Annotated in this window: 21 protein-coding genes; 14 read left to right on the top strand and 7 right to left on the bottom strand. The window is 29.8% G+C overall.

All coding sequences use genetic code 11. The annotated features are described in order from the left end of the window. Positions 1-199: 199 nt before the first annotated feature. Positions 200-1,003, top strand: a complete 804-nt coding sequence (locus tag Q1A15_RS18775) for an SDR family oxidoreductase (protein ID WP_299627607.1) — start codon at positions 200-202, stop codon at positions 1,001-1,003. Between the two features lie 4 nt (positions 1,004-1,007). Here the strand turns inward: Q1A15_RS18775 and Q1A15_RS18780 are convergent, their stop codons facing one another. Then, on the bottom strand, positions 1,008-1,814 hold the full coding sequence (locus Q1A15_RS18780) for an HAD family hydrolase (protein ID WP_299627609.1): 807 nt from the start codon (positions 1,812-1,814) through the stop codon (positions 1,008-1,010). Between the two features lie 438 nt (positions 1,815-2,252). Here Q1A15_RS18780 and fsa point away from each other — a divergent pair, with 438 nt between their 5' ends. The 4 genes from fsa (at position 2,253) to Q1A15_RS18800 (ending at position 5,845) form a co-directional block, all read left to right on the top strand. Continuing rightward, positions 2,253-2,906: a fructose-6-phosphate aldolase gene (fsa, locus tag Q1A15_RS18785; RefSeq protein ID WP_299627611.1), complete on the top strand. Its 654-nt coding sequence runs from the start codon at positions 2,253-2,255 to the stop codon at positions 2,904-2,906. 77 nt (positions 2,907-2,983) lie between these two features. After that, complete coding sequence (gene menD, locus Q1A15_RS18790; RefSeq protein ID WP_299627613.1) at positions 2,984-4,642, top strand: 2-succinyl-5-enolpyruvyl-6-hydroxy-3-cyclohexene-1-carboxylic-acid synthase; 1,659 nt, start codon at positions 2,984-2,986, stop codon at positions 4,640-4,642. Continuing rightward, on the top strand, positions 4,642-5,064 hold the full coding sequence (locus tag Q1A15_RS18795) for a DNA-binding protein (RefSeq protein WP_299627615.1): 423 nt from the start codon (positions 4,642-4,644) through the stop codon (positions 5,062-5,064). The genes menD and Q1A15_RS18795 overlap by 1 nt, the downstream gene beginning before the upstream one ends. A 10-nt stretch (positions 5,065-5,074) precedes the next feature. Further along, entirely contained in the window at positions 5,075-5,845 is a 771-nt protein-coding gene (locus Q1A15_RS18800; RefSeq protein WP_299627617.1) for a transporter, read from the top strand. Positions 5,846-5,905: 60 nt separating this feature from the next. Here the strand turns inward: Q1A15_RS18800 and Q1A15_RS18805 are convergent, their stop codons facing one another. Beyond that, the gene (locus Q1A15_RS18805) at positions 5,906-7,174 is read right to left on the bottom strand and encodes an alpha/beta hydrolase-fold protein (RefSeq protein WP_299627619.1); all 1,269 of its coding nucleotides are present in this window, start codon (positions 7,172-7,174) and stop codon (positions 5,906-5,908) included. Between the two features lie 86 nt (positions 7,175-7,260). Between Q1A15_RS18805 and Q1A15_RS18810 the strand changes: the two genes are divergently transcribed. The 4 genes from Q1A15_RS18810 to Q1A15_RS18825 are packed head-to-tail and all read left to right on the top strand — an operon-like array spanning position 7,261 to position 9,990. Further along, positions 7,261-8,100 carry a 1,4-dihydroxy-2-naphthoyl-CoA synthase gene (locus Q1A15_RS18810; protein WP_299627621.1) on the top strand — a complete coding sequence of 280 codons (840 nt, stop codon included), beginning with the start codon at positions 7,261-7,263 and terminating at the stop codon, positions 8,098-8,100. A gap of 58 nt (positions 8,101-8,158) precedes the next feature. Continuing rightward, a complete protein-coding gene (gene purU / locus Q1A15_RS18815) occupies positions 8,159-9,028 on the top strand; it encodes a formyltetrahydrofolate deformylase (protein WP_299627623.1) in 870 nt (289 codons plus the stop codon). 23 nt (positions 9,029-9,051) lie between these two features. Next, a complete protein-coding gene (locus Q1A15_RS18820) occupies positions 9,052-9,660 on the top strand; it encodes a fumarylacetoacetate hydrolase family protein (RefSeq protein ID WP_299627625.1) in 609 nt (202 codons plus the stop codon). Beyond that, positions 9,661-9,990 (top strand): hypothetical protein, encoded by a 330-nt coding sequence (locus Q1A15_RS18825; RefSeq protein WP_299627627.1) that lies wholly within the window; start codon positions 9,661-9,663, stop codon positions 9,988-9,990. It abuts the gene before it with no gap. On the opposite strand, the gene Q1A15_RS18830 is transcribed toward Q1A15_RS18825, so the two are convergent. Then, positions 9,987-10,961, bottom strand: a complete 975-nt coding sequence (locus Q1A15_RS18830; RefSeq protein ID WP_299627629.1) for an NAD-dependent epimerase/dehydratase family protein — start codon at positions 10,959-10,961, stop codon at positions 9,987-9,989. The genes Q1A15_RS18825 and Q1A15_RS18830 overlap by 4 nt on opposite strands. Beyond that, entirely contained in the window at positions 10,961-11,746 is a 786-nt protein-coding gene (locus Q1A15_RS18835) for an SDR family NAD(P)-dependent oxidoreductase (protein ID WP_299627631.1), read from the bottom strand. The genes Q1A15_RS18830 and Q1A15_RS18835 overlap by 1 nt, the downstream gene beginning before the upstream one ends. 218 nt (positions 11,747-11,964) lie before the next feature. Between Q1A15_RS18835 and Q1A15_RS18840 the strand changes: the two genes are divergently transcribed. From Q1A15_RS18840 to ftsY, 5 genes are all read left to right on the top strand, one after another. Beyond that, positions 11,965-13,206, top strand: coding sequence for a competence/damage-inducible protein A (locus tag Q1A15_RS18840; protein ID WP_299627633.1), 1,242 nt, complete (start codon positions 11,965-11,967; stop codon positions 13,204-13,206). Between the two features lie 87 nt (positions 13,207-13,293). Next, positions 13,294-13,533, top strand: a complete 240-nt coding sequence (gene rpmB, locus Q1A15_RS18845) for a 50S ribosomal protein L28 (protein ID WP_075344434.1) — start codon at positions 13,294-13,296, stop codon at positions 13,531-13,533. A gap of 26 nt (positions 13,534-13,559) precedes the next feature. Further along, positions 13,560-13,742: a 50S ribosomal protein L33 gene (gene rpmG, locus Q1A15_RS18850; protein ID WP_013070733.1), complete on the top strand. Its 183-nt coding sequence runs from the start codon at positions 13,560-13,562 to the stop codon at positions 13,740-13,742. A gap of 7 nt (positions 13,743-13,749) precedes the next feature. Then, positions 13,750-13,902, top strand: coding sequence for a DUF4295 domain-containing protein (locus Q1A15_RS18855; RefSeq protein ID WP_299627637.1), 153 nt, complete (start codon positions 13,750-13,752; stop codon positions 13,900-13,902). A 183-nt stretch (positions 13,903-14,085) separates the two neighbouring features. Beyond that, on the top strand, positions 14,086-15,039 hold the full coding sequence (gene ftsY, locus Q1A15_RS18860; protein ID WP_299627639.1) for a signal recognition particle-docking protein FtsY: 954 nt from the start codon (positions 14,086-14,088) through the stop codon (positions 15,037-15,039). Between the two features lie 58 nt (positions 15,040-15,097). Here the strand turns inward: ftsY and Q1A15_RS18865 are convergent, their stop codons facing one another. The 3 genes from Q1A15_RS18865 to Q1A15_RS18875 all read right to left on the bottom strand — a co-directional run bounded on the left by Q1A15_RS18865 (position 15,098) and on the right by Q1A15_RS18875 (position 18,295). After that, positions 15,098-16,492, bottom strand: coding sequence for a serine hydrolase domain-containing protein (locus Q1A15_RS18865; protein ID WP_299627641.1), 1,395 nt, complete (start codon positions 16,490-16,492; stop codon positions 15,098-15,100). A 124-nt stretch (positions 16,493-16,616) separates the two neighbouring features. Beyond that, a complete protein-coding gene (locus tag Q1A15_RS18870) occupies positions 16,617-17,393 on the bottom strand; it encodes a LytTR family transcriptional regulator DNA-binding domain-containing protein (RefSeq protein WP_299627643.1) in 777 nt (258 codons plus the stop codon). A gap of 2 nt (positions 17,394-17,395) precedes the next feature. Then, positions 17,396-18,295, bottom strand: a complete 900-nt coding sequence (locus Q1A15_RS18875; protein WP_299627645.1) for an SH3 domain-containing protein — start codon at positions 18,293-18,295, stop codon at positions 17,396-17,398. Positions 18,296-18,310 lie beyond the last annotated feature (15 nt).

The raw sequence follows: 18,310 nt of genomic DNA on the forward strand, positions 1-18,310 counted from the left end.
AAAGACCTCAAAATCTTTAGAGGAAAAATTTGGAAAAAATCCAATGTTTGTGGATTTTTGAGCAATCAGTATCAACTAAATGTTTCTTTTTTGTCTACAAAGGGTTAAGTGTTTGTAAATAAATAATTTCTCTTCCAATATAAGAATAACTTACTGATATATTAAAAAAAATCGAATACTAATAACATAGTTTTAAAACATGAGTAAAGTAGTTTTTATTACAGGTGCATCTTCAGGAATTGGAAAGGCAATGGGTGAATATCTTAAAGTTAAAGGATATACAGTTTATGGTACAAGTAGAAATCCTGATAGAGTTAAAGACGTAGTTTTTCCATTAGTTGCTTTAGATGTTTTAGATGCTGATTCAATTACTAAGGCTATTAAAGAGGTAGTTGATAAGGAAGGAAAAATAGATGTGCTTATAAATAATGCTGGAAAAGGTATTATGGGAGCTATGGAAGATATTGATATTTCTGAGATTGAAGGAGGTTTTAATACGAATTTTCTCGGACCGATTAGAGTGATGAAGGCAGTTTTACCTTTTATGAGAAAAGAAGGAAAAGGGTTGATTATCAATGTTACATCTCTGGCAGGTTACTCAGGTTTACCATTTAGAAGTATTTATTCTTCTAGTAAAGGAGCTTTAGAGTTACTTACTGAATCTGTAAGTATGGAAGTGAAAAGCTTTGGAGTTAATGTAGTGAGTGTCGCGCCTGGTAGTTTTGCAACTAATATAGCATCAGGTAGATATTATACACCTGTTTCTGAAGATTCAGCATATAAAGAAGCTTACAGTAAAAACTTAAAAGTTAGTGACGAATATGTAGATCAAGGTTTAGATCCTTTAGTAATGGCAAAAGCAATTCATAAAATTATAGAATCAAAAAAGCCTAAAGTTCATTATAAAATAGGAGCTTTTATGGAACGTTTTTCAGTGGTGTTGAAAAGAGCGTTGCCAGATAGAGTTTATGAAAAATTAATAATGAATCATTATAAGTTATAAATTTTTATGCTTGTTTTAGTTGTAGCATTTGTTGTAAAATAGATTCTACACCAAAGTTATCGTTGCTTTTAGTAGAAAAATTAGCAGTTTCTTTTACCAAAGGATGTGCGTTTTCCATAGCATAACTAAAATGAGCTCTTTTCAACATTTCAAGATCATTATTATAATCACCAAATATTAAAGTCTCTTCATAAGAGATATTGTGTTCTTCTTGAATTAATTGTACGGCGTGTCCTTTATTGGCATTCATTTCGGAAATGTCTACCCAATGATTAGCTGACACTTTTACTTTAAAATCATTTTCTAAATGTTTTAAATGTGGGTATAAAAACTGTTCTGTACTTATTTCATGATAAATAGCAACCTTGTAAACGGGTTTTTTAATTTCTTCAACTGAATTTATGCTTTCGTAGTTTTTGTAAAACTCAGCCAGTAATTTAAGTAACTCAGGATTTTTACTAGAAGTAAAAGCTCTATCTTTTGTACAATATACAGGATGTGCTTCGGGTAAGTTATCTAAAATGCTAGTAATCGAATTTAAATTTTCTCTTTGCATAGCTGTAGAAAGTAATGTGTTTCCTTCCTTAATTGCAAGTCCACCGTTTTCAGCAACAATAATAATTTCATCTTTAATCTTTTCTAATTTTTCTACCATACTATATAATGGTCTTCCACTTGCAGCAGTAAAAATAATGTCGTGTTTTTTTATTTCACTAAAAAGCTCGAAGAATAAATCGCTCACTTCGTGGTTAGAATTCAAAAGAGTTCCGTCTAAATCAGTAACAATAAGTTTTACTTTCGATAAGTCCATAAAAAAGAATTAAGATTCAAAAATAAATATTGATAAATGTAAAGAACTAATTCGTGTGTTAAGTAATCACTAACTTATATTTTTTGATAGAAAATCTGCTTTATTTCTGAAGAGTGTTAAATTTTTTGAATTAAAAGCACTGTGTTTTGTTAATTAATGTTAATTAACACTGGTTCCTGTAATATTGTAACATTTATTTCACATTTCAAATACAGAAATGCAATAATTTTGCAATTAATATTTGAATTAGTAATCCTCCTTATTACGAACAAACAGCTTTTATGTATTGGCTGTTTGTTCCTGTTTATAGCATTTTCTAATTTTTTTCAATCTAAAAATCTAGCTGAAATAATTCTTATAACTTTATTATAAATAGGTTTATAGAAATCGTTTAAAGTTGTAGTTTTGCGCAAAACACAACTGTTAAACAAAAGATCGATGAAATTTTTTATAGATACTGCAAACCTAGATCAAATTCGTGAAGCTCAAGCTTTAGGTATTTTAGATGGAGTTACTACTAATCCTTCATTAATGGCGAAAGAAGGGATTACTGGAGAAGAAAATATTAAAAATCACTACAAAGCAATTTGTGAGATTGTAGATGGAGATGTTTCTGCAGAAGTTATCGCTACAGATTACGAAGGGATGGTAAGAGAAGGTGAAGCTTTAGCAGCTTTACACTCTCAAATAGTTGTAAAATTACCTATGATTGCTGACGGAGTTAAGGCGTGTAAGTATTTTTCTGATAAAGGTATTAAAACTAACGTAACTTTGGTTTTCTCTGCAGGTCAAGCTTTATTAGCAGCAAAAGCTGGAGCAACTTATGTTTCTCCATTTATCGGACGTTTAGATGATATCTCTACTGATGGATTAAACTTAATCGCAGAAATTCGTCATATCTATGATAACTATATGTTCGAAACAGAAATTTTAGCAGCTTCTGTTCGTCATACAATGCACGTTATTGATTGTGCTAAGATTGGTGCTGATGTTATGACTGGACCATTAAAAGCTATCGAAGGATTATTAAATCACCCGTTAACAACCATTGGTTTAGAGAAGTTCTTAGCTGATTACAAGAAAGGAAACTAATAATAATTAGTATAAATAATTAAGAAGTCCACACAATTCGTGTGGATTTTCTTTTTTAGTAATACTTTTGCAGACTAATGTATCCAGAAAAACAACTTGCACAATTAGTTCTTAACGCATGTCAACAATATAAGATTGACAAAGTAGTGATTTCACCAGGATCTAGAAATGCTCCTTTAACTATAGGGTTTTCTAATATTGAAGGAATTGAAACCTTCAGTATTGTTGATGAAAGATGTGCTGCTTTTTTTGCTTTAGGAATTGCACAGCAAACTAGAAAACCTGTAGCAATTGTTTGTACATCAGGTTCTGCACTTTTAAATTATTATCCTGCAATTGCAGAAGCATATTATAGCCGAATTCCATTATTAGTAATTTCTGCCGACAGACCAAAACATCTTATTGATATTGGAGATGGTCAAACTATTCGTCAAGAAAATGTATTCAAAAATCATATTCTGTATTCGGCAAATCTTATTGAAGATGAAAACGAATTAACTTTTAATACAAGTGAAATTACAAAGGTAATTTCTACTGCAATTTTTAAAAGCGGACCAGTACATATAAATATACCTTTTAGCGAGCCGATTTACAACACAGTTGATCACTTGTCTGAGTATAATTTTGAACGTGTTTCAGAAAAAAAAGAAACGACTGAAGTTGATTTGTATAAAAACTTAGGAGAAACATGGAATGCATCTGAAAAGAAAATGATTCTTGTGGGTGTGAATTTTCCTAATGTAGCACTTCAAAAAGTATTGAATGATTACGCGAACGATCCTTCAGTTTTAATTTTAACAGAAAGTACTTCAAATCTATACAATCCAAAATTTATCAATTCCATAGATCAATTGATAACTAAGTTGGATGATGAAGAATTTAAAAATCTTCAACCAGATATTTTAATAACACTAGGAGGAATGGTGGTTTCAAAAAGAATTAAACAATTCTTAAGAAAATATCAACCTAAACATCACTGGCATATTGATAAGCAAGTGAAATTAGATACTTATTTCTGTTTATCAAATCATATTAAAGAAGCTTCAGAAACTTTTTTTAATGAATTGCGAACTCATATAGATGTTCATGAATTAAGTAATTATCAAAATATTTGGGTAAAAGAAAAAGAATTAAGACAAGAAGCGCATAAAGAATTTGTTCAAAAAACATCGTATTCAGATTTTAGAGTTTTTAAAAATATTTTAGATGCTTTGCCAGATCATTCGCAAGTTCAAGTGAGTAATAGTGCGGTGATTCGTTATATGCAACTTTATAATGTAAATCCTACTTTACGAGTGTTTTGTAATCGTGGTACTAGCGGAATAGACGGAAGTACTTCAACAGCAATTGGAGCGTCGGTTGTAGAAAAAGAAACTACAACTTTAATTACTGGAGATTTAAGTTTCTTTTATGATAGTAATGCGCTTTGGAATACTCATATCCCGAGTAATTTCAGAATAATTATTATTAATAATTCTGGCGGAGGAATATTTAAAATTATACCAGGACCAAAATCTACAAATGCTTTACAGTATTTTGAAACACCACATTGTTTAACGGCTGAACATTTGGCTAAAATGTATGGTTTAGAATATCAAAACGCAGTATCTTTAGATGGAGTAGAGCAAAGATTAGAAGATTTTTATAAAAAGAGTGAAAAGGCAAAAATTTTAGAGATTTTTACGCCATCAGATCAAAACGACACAGTATTAAAAGCATATTTTAACAATTTATAATGGAAGAATTACAAGAAGGAGATAAGGTAGATTTAGTTATCGGAGTACGAACAGCTTTAGGTTATTCGGTTTTGATTAATGAAGAATATGAAGGATTATTATATAACAACGAGGTTTTTTCTGATATTGAAGAAGGAATGAGAACTTCTGGATATATCAAAAAAATTAGAGAAGATGAAAAAATTGACGTGTCTTTAAGGCCACAAGGTTTTAGAAACGTCATAGATGAAGATGTAGATAAAGTACTGAAGAAAATAGAAGAAAAAGGTATGCTAATGTTAACTGATAAAAGCTCTCCTGAGTCAATAAAGTTTCATTTGCAAATGAGCAAAAAAGCATTTAAAAGAGCTATTGGAAGTTTGTATAAACAGCGAAAAATTCAGATTTTTGACGACAGAATTGAGATCGTTAAAAACAAATAAAATTTAAGCTATGAAAAAGATACTTATACTATTATTTGTATCCTTTACTTTTTTTACAACATTTGCTCAATATCAAGAAAATATAGATTCTGGTCGACCAGGAAATGCTATTAGTGTTTTTACTGTTGGTAAAAGCATGGGGCAAATAGAAGCAGGTTTAGATTATTCAGATAATCAACAAATATTTGCTACTTCACCTTTTCTAAGATTTGGAATTACTGAGAAGGTTGAATTAAATGGAGGAGCGAGTTATAATTTTTCCAACTCAGATTTAATTTCATATAATTTAGGAGCAAAGTTCAATATTTTTGAAGGAGACACAATGATGCCTTCTTCTGCTTTCTTATTAAATTTTAATTTTCCGAATAATGAAATAAGTAATGCTGCAGCAACCGCTTTATTTATTTTTAATCATCAGTTTTATGGTGGATTAAACTTCACGGTAAATTTAGGTGCAAGTTTTGACTTAGAAAATACAACTATGATTGGGGTAGATGGAGATGGAAATCCTAGAACTAGTGAAGTGTTACAATTTCAAGGATTGTATACATTTAATTTTTCATACATATTAAACGATAAGTGGACTGTGTTTTTTGAGCCTTTTGGTTCATACGATAAGTTTAGCGACACCAAGTTTAACTTAAGTGTAAACACAGGAGGTTCGTATTTAATAAATAAAAATGTATTGATAGACTTTTTAGTAGGACATGGAATTACTTCAGAAAAGTTTCTAATAGTAAGTACAGGTGTTTCTTGGAGAATACCTTTTAAAAATAAGTAATAAAAAAAGAGTGGTAATTAAATTATCCACTCTTTTTTTATCTAATTATATGTAGAACGACTACTTATTGTCGTCATCATTATCTTCTTTATTATTATCCTCTTCTTCGTCTTCTAATGGTTCATCTTCCAAAGGTAAAGGTTCTTCTTCCTTAGGTGCACTTTTCATAGCATTTTCAATACGAATAATGTTCTCATAAAAAGCTTCAGCATTCGGATTAGAAAGTTCCATTTTTCCGTAAGCTTCTTTATAATAGAATAAGGCTTGCTCGTAATTTTTTCCAGTTTCATGGAATTTACCAACATAGTATTCTCCTAAGTGAGAATCAGGATGTTTAATCATAACAAAGTCACCAAGAACTCTTAAGTAATCACCATCAAGCTTGTCAATAACAATTCCTTCAATAGCATAAATATCTTCAAAACGAACATTTAAGTTTGTTCCATATAAATATTCAATATCTAAATATTTTGTTTCAAGATATTTTATAGCTTCTAACGGACCTAAATCTTTTATTTTTTCATCATATTCTTGTTTTGATATTCTAGGGTATAAACCAAAAATATTACTGAAAGCATCAGGTAAAGCTTTTACCAATGCTGTAGGTTTGTTGGCTTCTTCTTTAAAATCATTAAAAGCAATGTGTAGCTTTTCTGTTTTTAACGATTCTAATCCAGTTTTTAATTGTTCGTGCAAATCTCTTCTTTCTTTTTTCTCATAAGGATTCGAACTTACATACAAGTAAAATTGATTGTCAATTTCATCTAAGCGTTTCAAATCAAAAGTACTCATCAAACGAATGGTTTGATCTGATAACTTTGGAGAAATAGAAACATAAGCATTAAAAATAGGATTCTTTTCTTTTAAAAAATGAAGTAAAAAATTACCAGCATCTCTATCTCCAACAATGGTTAAGTAAGGAGAAGTTCTGTAGTTTGCTTCTAAATACGGAATTAGTTCTTTTTTAATGTAGTTGTAAAACTTTTTAGCATTAGATGTTAAGTTACCACTTTTGGTTACCACAGAAACATCTTGATTATTTCCAGAGTCAACATCTAAACCAACAACAATTTGTTTCGGTGTTAAATCAGCATTTGCATAAATTTTCGAGTTACCAACGTAAATATCGAATAAGTAATCATCATCAAGTACAATTGCAATTGGGTACTTACGTATAGTGTCTAAATTATGTTCTTTAGGAACATATAATTTGATATTACGATCTCTATTAAATTCAACAGAATTAACTTTCTTAGTAGTTATCCCTTGTGAAAAAAGGAATAGGTTAAAAAATAATAAGGGTAATAAAAATAAATTTTTAATCGACATATTTTGTGTTTCTTGTTTAGTACTGAGATACTAAGCTATAATTATAGTATTTTTGCTTTCCTAAATAACGAATTTTTTTTGAAATTATGATGCATATCGATTGGAAAACTGCAAAAGAATATACAGATATAACATACAAGAAATGTAATGGTGTAGCTAGAATTGCTTTTAACAGACCAGATGTTAGAAACGCTTTTAGACCTCATACGACTAGTGAATTATTAGATGCTTTTAGAGATGCACACGAAGATACTTCTATCGGAGTGGTGTTATTATCTGCAGAAGGACCTTCTTCTAAAGATAGAATTTGGAGTTTCTGTTCTGGTGGAGATCAAAAAGCTAGAGGTCATCAAGGATATGTTGGTCAAGATGGATATCACCGTTTAAATATTCTTGAAGTTCAAAGATTAATTCGTTTTATGCCTAAAGCTGTAATTGCTGTAGTACCAGGATGGGCAGTAGGAGGAGGACATAGTCTTCATGTTACTTGTGATTTAACTTTAGCGAGTAAAGAAAATGCTATTTTTAAGCAAACAGATGCAGATGTTACTTCTTTTGATGGAGGTTATGGTTCTGCATATTTAGCTAAAATGGTAGGGCAAAAGAAAGCTAGAGAAATTTTCTTTTTAGGAAGAAATTACTCAGCCCAAGAAGCTTATGAAATGGGAATGGTAAATGCAGTAATTCCTCATGATGAATTAGAAACAACAGCATATGAATGGGCTCAAGAAATTTTAGCAAAATCTCCAACATCAATCAAAATGTTAAAGTTTGCAATGAACTTAACTGATGACGGAATGGTAGGTCAACAAGTATTTGCTGGAGAAGCAACACGTTTAGCTTATATGACAGATGAAGCAAAAGAAGGAAGAGACGCGTTCTTAGAAAAAAGAAAGCCAAGTTTCGAGAAAAAATGGATTCCATAGCGAGTTGTTCGTAATGGAATAAAGTTTTATATCAACCTCATATTTAAAAAATAACCAAGTGCAATCTCAGGTAGTCACATTCTTAATTAAATGTCCTGATCAAAAAGGACTTGTAGCGAAGTTTACTTCTTTCTTTTATGAAGAAGGTTTTAATATCTTAAGTTGTCAGCAATATGTAAATGGAATAGCAGATCGTTATTATATGCGAATACGCTTAGATGCTGAAGATGCTAGCATTTCAAAAGAAGCTTTAGAGAAAAACTTTTCTAGTTTAGCTGCTGCTTTAGATTGCACCTGGTCTGTTCACTACGAAAGTGAAAAGCAAAATGTTGCCATTATGGTTTCACATACAAGTCATTGTTTATATGATTTGTTAGAAAGACAAAGAGAAGGTACAATCGATTGTAATATCAGTTTAATTATTAGTAATCATAATAAGTTGAAACCAATTGCTGATATGTTTGGTATTCCATATTATCACTTGCCAATAACTAAAGCAACAAAAGCTGCGCAAGAAGCTCAGGTTATCGATTTACTTACTCAACATAATGTAGATTTGATTGTGATGGCGCGTTATATGCAGATTCTTTCAGAAGATTTTATTAATAAATATCCTCAAAGAATAATCAATATTCACCATTCTTTTTTACCAGCTTTCCAGGGAGCAAATCCGTATCAAAGAGCTTATGAAAGAGGAGTGAAGTTAATTGGAGCAACAGCACATTATGCTACTGTAGATTTAGATGAAGGTCCAATTATAGAACAAGACGTAGAAAGAATTACTCACGAAAGTACTCCGAAAACATTAAAACAAATCGGAGCAGATGTAGAACGATTGGTATTAGCAAAAGCTGTGAAATGCCATTTACAACATCAAATAATTGTTTCAGATAATAGAGCAATTGTTTTTCCTGAATCAGGAGAATAAATTTTACTTAAGAAGATTTTAGAATGAAGATAATTTGTATTGGACGTAATTACGCAAAACATATAGAAGAATTAGCAAACGAAAAACCAGAGAGTCCAGTTATTTTTTTAAAACCAGATTCGGCAATATTACCTAAAAACATTCCATTTTTTATTCCAACTTTTTCTGAAGAAATTCATTACGAAGTAGAAGTTTTGGTGAAAATAAATAAGGTTGGGAAACATATTTCTCCAAAGTTTGCTCATAAGTATTACGATACTGTTGGTTTAGGTATAGATTTTACAGCTCGTGATGTTCAAGCAAAATGTAAAGAAAAAGGATTGCCTTGGGAAAAAGCAAAAGCTTTTGATGGAAGCGCAATTGTTGGTCAGTTTTTCCCTAAAGAAGAATTTGATTTAGAAAACTTATCATTTCAGTTAAAGAAGAATGAAGAAATAGTTCAAGATGGAAATACAGCTTCTATGCTTTGGAAAATAGATGAGTTAATCGGATATGTATCTCAATATTTTACGCTGAAAAAAGGTGATATTATTTTTACAGGAACTCCTGCTGGTGTTGGTAAGGTTCAAGAAAATGATATTTTAACAGGAATATTAGAAGGAAAACAAGCATTTGAAATTAAAGTGAAATAAATGAATGTAATGCTTTACACAGTTTTAGGGATTATACTTTTTAGTATAGGGAAAACATTCTTTGGTTTAGCTAAAAAATACCGAAAGAATAGATTTGTTTTTACTATAGTAGGAGTATTGTCTTTTGTTCTTGGAGTAATAATTTACATTTTAATTTATGCCGCATTAATAAATGTGCTTCCTGTATTAAACAGATACATTCACGAATATTTATCTTTTGCTGTAGGAGTATTAATAGTTGTACTTATTCACTATCTCTTAGAAAAGAAATGGAAGCAGTATAAAAATGTCGATGCCGAACAAGCAATTGATAAAATAGGAGAAAACTAATTTAGTTTAAACCATTTAATAGCATCTGAAATTCCGTTATCAATAGATCGTTGTTGTAACTTTAATTTCTCTTGGGCTTTTTTGTTTGAATAAAAATTATTGATACACAACGTTTGTACGTTTGTTAGAGAAATATCTGTTTTTACTTTAAAGAAACGAAGTAAATTCCCAATATAACCTATTCCATATAATAAGAATTTTGGAATTTTAACATAAGAAGATTTCTGATTCAATTGTTTCGTAACCTTTTGATAAAACTCTTTATAGGAAAGGTTTTCTCCGCATAAAATATAACTTTCACAATGTACTCCAAGCTCAATTGAATTCACAACAGCTTCAGCTGCATCAATAACATTAATGAAACTTTTTCCGCCTGGTGGATAAAATAGTACTCTTTTATTATAAGTACTTAAAACTAATCTTCCAGAACTTGGTTTAGTATCGTAAGATCCAATCATAAAGGTTGGATTTAATGTAACAAGTTTGGTGTCAGGGTTATCTTTTGCAAGTCGAAGTAATTTCTCTTGTCCTTCTAATTTACTTTTAGCGTATAAAGAATTTGAAAAAGGAAAACGAATTGGTTTTTCTTCATTTCCTAAATCATCTAAACTTCCAAAACCAAAACAGTTGGCCGTACTGATGTAAATGAAGTTTTTTACATTATTCTCTAAAGCACTTTTATATAGGTTTTCTGTTGCAGTTGCATTTACCTCTTGATAAACCGAATAATCTATAATGTCTTGTCCTGTTAAAGCAGCAGCATGAATAATACAATCTATTTCAGGAAGCAAAGCATCGTACGAATCTACTTTAGTAATATCTCCTTTATGTAGTATTAAGTTTTCATGAGGTTCTAAAGCAAAACTTTTTTCGTTTCGTAGTAAACCAATTACAGAATAATCTCTTTGTAATAAAACTGCAATAATGTTTGTAGCTAATAAACCATTAGCACCTGTAACTAAAACTTTCATTAGGCTTGTATTTCTTTTTTCATAGCATTACTTAACATCTTTATTTTCGTGTTTAATGGTAATACATCTAAAATAAATTTACTTATTCTATTTAATCGCCCAGGAATTACTCTTCTTTTTCCTTTAAACATTTTAGAAATACTCATTTCAGCAATTTCATCAAGCTCAACTACACCAAGATTTACAAATTTGCTCTGACTTTCAATTCTTGAAGTAACTTCTTCATTAGTTTTCATAGGTCCCGGATAAATAACCGTTACCGAAACATTCTTTTCTTTTAACTCTTCTCGAAGTCCCATTGAAAAATGATCAATAAATTTTTTAGAAGCAGGATATACAGTTTTGTATCCCATCGGACTAAAAGCAGCCATGCTTGAGACATTCATAATATAACTATTATTACGTTCAATTAAATTAGGTAATAATAGTTTGGTAAGTAAAGCTGTTGAGGTAACATTCAATTGAATTATTTTTTCAATATATCCTAAAGAAACTTCAGTGATTTGTTTTGATCCACCACTACCAGCATTATTAATAAGTACTGAAACATCGTAAGCATTCGCCCATTCACTTAGTGCGATAACATTACTTTTTTCTGTCATATCTGTTTCGAAATATTTTACAGTAACGCCAAATATGTTTTCAATTTCATCGGCGGTAGTACTTAAATTTTCATTCGGAAGAGATACTAGAAGTAAATTATACTTACGTTTTGCAAGTTCTTCAGCAAGAGCTAAACCTAAGCCTTGACTTGCTCCAGTAATTAAAGCAAAATTGTTTTTCATTGAGTGTTTTTCAGTAAAGACTATTAATAATGCATTTAGTTACATCTCCAAGGTAATTTTCATAATTTTTAGAAAATCTTTAGAAAATATGTAAGTATTTTTGTCTTTGGTTGTCATGCAAATGTATTCTTGAAAAGTATTCAAAACAAGCAAACCAATAAGTTTAATAAAAAATTAGGAATACAGATGATCATACAATCAAACTAGAAATACAACTTATGAAAGCAGAAATCATCACTATTGGAGATGAAATCTTAATAGGACAAATTATCGATACCAATTCACAATGGATAGGTAAAGAATTAAATAAAATAGGAGTTTCAGTACATCAAATTTCTTCGATTCAAGATGAAAGAGTGCATATTTTAAATGCATTAAAAGAAGCGCAAGAAAGAGTCGATATTGTAATTATAACAGGAGGTTTAGGTCCGACTAAAGATGATATCACAAAGAAAACTATAGCTGAGTATTTTAATGATAATGAAATTGTAGAGTATCCTGAAGTTATAGAAAACATTAAAAGATTATTCAAAAAGGTGAATCATCCTTTTAATGAAGTGCAAAAATACCAAGCACATTTACCATCAAAAGCAACCTTGCTTCCAAATAGATATGGAACGGCTCCTGGAATGTGGTTTTATGAAAATAATACTGTTTTTGTTTCATTACCAGGAGTTCCTTATGAAATGAAAGGTTTAATGAGTCATGAGGTATTACCACGAATTCAAGAGAAATTTGAATTACCTTTTATTTTACACCGAACAATTCATACGTATGGACAAGGAGAAAGTGTAATAGCGGAGCAGATTGAAGATTTTGAAAACAATTTACCATTACATATCAAATTAGCTTATCTACCATCTTTTGGAAAAGTACGTTTACGATTAAGTGCTAAAGGAGATAATTTAGAGTTTGTTACAGAAACTTTAAATGCCGAGGTAAATAAACTTCAAGAATTAATATCTGATATTATTGTAGGTTTAGATGAAGAACAAACCATAGAAAAAAGTTTAGGAGATTCATTAAAGTCAACACAAAAGACTTTAGGAGTTGCAGAAAGTTTAACAGGAGGTAAAATTGCAGCAACGTTAGTTTCTATTCCTGGAGCATCATCTTATTTTAAAGGTGGATTTGTAGTGTATTCAGCCGAATTAAAGCAGAGTTTATTAGACGTTCCTAAAGCAGTTATTGAAGAACATACTGTTGTTAGCAAAGAAGTTGCAGAGCTTATGGCTAAAGCAACATTAGAAAAATTAAATACAGATTATGCAATATCTGTAACTGGTAATGCTGGACCAACGACAGACAATAATGATAAAAGTGTAGGATTGGTATACATAGGAATAGCAACAAAAGCAACTGTTGAAGTCCATGAATTTAATTTTGGAAAGCCTAGAGAAAAGGTAATAAATAAAACAGTAAATAAAGCTTTAGAACTATTACTTAAAAAGAATATGTAAAATTAATGTTATATAGTTTGTTTTGTATAGTTTAAAATACGTATATTTGCACCTCGTTTAGAAATAACAACAAAAACTGTCAAGAAGATGTCTAGAGTTTGTGAATTAACAGGAAAAAAAGCGATGGTAGGTAATAATGTATCTCACGCTTTAAACAGAACAAAGAGAAAATTCAACGCTAATTTAATGACTAAGCGTTTTTATATTCCAGAAGAGGATAAATGGGTAACATTAAAAGTATCTGCTTCTGCATTAAAAAATATTAACAAAAAAGGTATTACTGCTGTAATCAAAGAAGCTAGAGAAAAAGGCTTCTTAACAAAGTAATTTCTTCTAGATAAAGTATTAGAGAGATGGCAAAAAAAGGAAACAGAGTTCAAGTTATATTAGAATGTACTGAGCACAAAGCTTCTGGTCAACCAGGAACTTCTCGTTACATCACAACTAAGAATAAAAAGAATACTCCTGATAGAATGGAATTAAAGAAATTTAATCCAATCTTAAAGAAGATGACAGTTCACAAAGAAATAAAATAAGTAGGTCATGGCAAAGAAATCAGTAGCAACGTTACAAACAGGTTCTAAGAGATTAACTAAAGCTATCAAAATGGTAAAGTCACCTAAATCTGGTGCTTATGCTTTTGTTGAAGCGATTATGGATCCTACACAAGTTAACGACTTTTTAGCAAAAAAGTAATTCTTGTATACAGTTTACGAAAAAGCTGCTTTCTTAACGAAAGTAGCTTTTTTTGTATATGCTAAAAAGATGTATTTTTGGAGAAAATGTATTGGTATAAAGGTAAATAAAGTGACATTTTGACTGTATTTACATACTGGTACGATTTTTTACACCAAACTATTAAGATTATAACTGTTAACTATGAGTTTTTTTAAAAAAATATTTTCGAAGGAGAAAAAAGAAACTTTAGACAAAGGTTTAGAAAAAACAAAGGAAAGTTTTTTCTCTAAATTGTCTAAAGCTGTTGCTGGTAAATCTAAAGTAGATGATGATGTATTAGATAATCTAGAAGAGGTTTTAGTATCTTCTGATGTTGGAGTAAACACAACATTAAAGATTATTGAAAGAATAGAAGAGCGTGTAGCTAAAGATAAATACTTAGGAACAGAAGAGTTAAATAAGATTTTAAGAGAAGAAATTGCTGGATTACTTTCTGAAACTAATATTGGAGATGAAACAGACTTTACAATACCAGAAAACAAAAAGCCATATGTACTTATGGTTGTTGGGGTTAATGGTGTAGGTAAAACGACTACGATTGGTAAGTTAGCTTCTCAATTCAAAAAGAAAGGTTTAAAAGTTGTTTTAGGAGCTGCAGATACGTTTAGAGCTGCTGCTATTGATCAATTACAAGTTTGGGCAGATCGAGTAGATGTTCCTATTGTACGTCAAGAAATGGGTTCAGATCCAGCTTCAGTTGCTTTTGATACATTACAATCAGGAGTAAATCAAGGAGCAGATGTAATTATTATTGATACTGCTGGACGTTTACATAACAAAGTAAACTTGATGAATGAGTTGACAAAAATTAAGCGTGTAATGCAAAAAGTTGTTGGAGATGCTCCACACGATGTGTTATTAGTTTTAGATGGATCAACTGGACAAAATGCATTTGAGCAAGCAAAACAATTTACAAAGGCAACAGAAGTTACTTCTTTAGCAGTAACGAAATTAGACGGTACGGCAAAAGGTGGAGTTGTAATTGGAATTTCAGATCAATTTCAAATTCCTGTAAAATATATTGGTGTTGGTGAAGGAATAGATGATTTACAAGTTTTTAATAAATACGAATTTGTAGATAGTTTCTTTAAATAAACATCACAGTTAATAAAATTTAAAAGCTACTTTCCTTAAAGAAAGTAGCTTTTTTTATTTAGTTATTTTGTGTTTTTGCTGCTGCAGAAAGATAGTTTAGAAGAAAAGTTAGTAGTAGAAAAAGCGAAATAAGAATCAAACTATATCCACTTGATGGATCGAATTGTAATGTAGTTTTTAAAGAAACACCATTTAATTTCGGAATAAGGACAAGTATTGTAATAGAGAGGGAAATTCCGAAAATTAAAAACAGATTTGGAATTACTTTTTTACTTATATGTTTTGTATAGTTTAGTTTCTTCCATCGTCTAAATTGAAATAGAAATACTAATAAGATTGCTAGAAATACTAGAGGAAGGTTTCTGTAATAAGGAAAAGAAGATTTATTATAGTAACCTTTACCAAGTAAAATTCCATAAATACCGTTTATAATTTCTACATCAGGAGCTTGATTCGAATTAATTAACACCACGATAGCTTTTTTCAGTTTAGGTATAATATACATTTGAGATTCAAAACTTTTATTTGTTCCTCCATGATAAAGTACACTAGCATCATTGTTTACAAACCAACCTAATCCATAAAAAGAATTACTATTTTCTTCTTTCGTCATTAATTGTTGTGTAATGCTAGCTTTTAAAATAGTATTAGGATTGTTATTATAACTATTCATTATGTTACGTAAATAAATCGCCATGTCACTTGCTGAGCTAGAAATTAAACCAGAAGAAACTTCTTTTTCATGAAGTTTTTTATTGAATTTTAGTATCGGATAGTATAGTAAGTATTGATAACTATCTATAATATCAGTATTAATTTCTCCTGAAGTTTTAGTTAACTCCATAGTTTTTGTAATTAATTCTTCAAGAGATTTGTCGTAAGTTTTACCAGTAACATTTTCAATGATTAATCCTAATAATCTATAGTTAACATTAGAATATTTGAAAGGTATTTTAGTGGAATTTTTCAATTCGATTTTTCTTAGTAGTTCTGTATAATAATTTACATAGTCAAAGTTGTTGTCTGTTTTAAATGTTCTTCCCATTTCAGTTGAAATTCCAGAAGTATGTCGTAATAAATTTTCAATGGTAATTTTGTCAGATAGAGTTTTGTCTTTGTATGCAAACCATTTCAAATATTTCGATACTGGATCTTCTAATCTGAGTTTTCCTTGTTCTTGCAATTTTAGAACTAATAATGCAGTAAAAGATTTAGACATAGATCCAATTAAATATTTGTCACCTTTCTTCGCATTTCCGAAATGATTTAGATATACAGTGTTGTTTTCATCAGTAATTGCTACAGCAATGCTAGGTGAATTATAGTACTTTCTTTTACTTTCTATAAAGTTGGTAATTTCATTTGCTGTTTCAATAGTAAGTGTCGTGTTGTTTTGCGCGACAACTGAAGAAAAGATGAATAGTAGTACTTTAAAAAATAAAAATGTTCTCATGTAATTGTGCAATTAATAATTTATTCTGGTGATTAATTTTCAGGATAAAAGTATGAGAACAGTAAATGAAAGACCTTATGTTTACTAGGTTTAGTTGTTAAAGTTGTGTTTTTAGGTGCGAAAATTAAATGACACTTAGATTGTTTTTATAATTTTTTGAAACAGGTATTTCAGTTTGGGTAAGTAAAATGGTATTGGAATTTTTCCAAGATTTAAAATGGTCAATATTAATTAAATGTGAACGGTGTACTTGAATTAAAAACGGTATATCTGTTTGAATTTTCTTTAAAGAAGATCTAATCAGTTTCGATTGTATTGAACTGTTTTCAATAAAAAAGACTTCAACATAATTTTGAGATTTTGAAACACAGACTAAATCCGAAGCTTTGATTTTTAAAATATCTAGTTTGTATTCACCTCTAATAATTAGTTTTTCTTCTGTTTTTTTCTGAGGTAAATTTTTAATGATTTCTTTTTCTTTCGGAAGGAACTTTAGAGTCAAAGTTCTAGCAAAAATTATGATGGGAGTAAAAATGATTGCAGATTTTAAAATTCCGTTGAAATATTCATTGAAATTCCATATTCCATTTAAAAACGGACTTTTATAGTATATAAAACTCAGTATTAAATTCAGAAAATGAAAAGCAACTATTGCTATTATTTCGAATAAGATATTCCATGTTTCGAACTGTCGATATATAGTATCTTGAAAGATGGTTGTGATGAAATAACTTAAAAAAGCGATAATACTAAAACCAAAACTTAAGAATTCCCACCAAGGATAATTTCCATAATTACCACTGTCAAACGGACGAATATAGTAAGTGAAAATAAAAATCCATAAACAAATAAATAAGCCTACAAACGTATGGTGTTTAATAGAAGGATTAAGTTTTATCATTCTTATATTTTTTCAATAAATCCGTCAAAAACATAACCGGTTGTCCAGTTATTATTGCTGTAGTTTTCAACTTTTACCCAATTTCCTTTAATTAATTTTCCTTCGTCATAAAGCTCAAGAGTATTATCAGTCTTATTTTGAATAATTACTTGAGATCGAAAAGGAAGTTTATCTATTTTATTTCCTTTAAGACTTGGTTTATCACGAACAACAAGTCCCTTTTTAGCTATTGCAATATGAATGTTGTTATTAAAGTTTGATTTTGTAGTAATTTTTGTTCCATTCCAAACTAACTTTTCCTGTCTTGTAATTAAATCAATTTTAGGTTTTCCTTCAATATAAGTATATGTCCTAAGTGTATTGTATATGGTGTTTTTCTTTCCAAAAGTGTAGTAAGATTCAGGATCTCCGAATTCTTCTGCATCGAAAATTACATTAGGTAGTTTTATGTATTTACGATCAAGAGTTTCTAAAATATAAACTTTAGTTATGGTGCAAGCACAAGGACATTCATCTACGTCAAAAGTGATAATTCTATTTACATTATCGAGATTATGATGCCTAATTTCAAATACTTTAGCATCATTCTCGTAAAACTCAGCATCTATCTCTAAAGAAGAAATTACTTTTCCAGTTTTATTATATAAGTTAAGTGTTCGTTGACTGTCAGAAAGATCAACATTACTTTTATCAATTTTTGAAACATAAAAATCTTTAGATTCAACGATTGTATCCTTTAAAGAAGTATCATTTTCAAGAGGTTTTACAACTTCTTTAACTTCCTCAGTCTTTTCAGTAGTAGAATTTGTTGTAGTTGTTATTGATGTTTTTTTATCTTCTTCATTTTTACAAGACAACAATGAAAGAGAGATTATCAATGTTAAAAATACGTTCTTAATCATAACAGAATATTTACA

This window comes from uncultured Tenacibaculum sp., assembly GCF_947495995.1.
Taxonomy (GTDB): Bacteria; Bacteroidota; Bacteroidia; order Flavobacteriales; family Flavobacteriaceae; genus Polaribacter.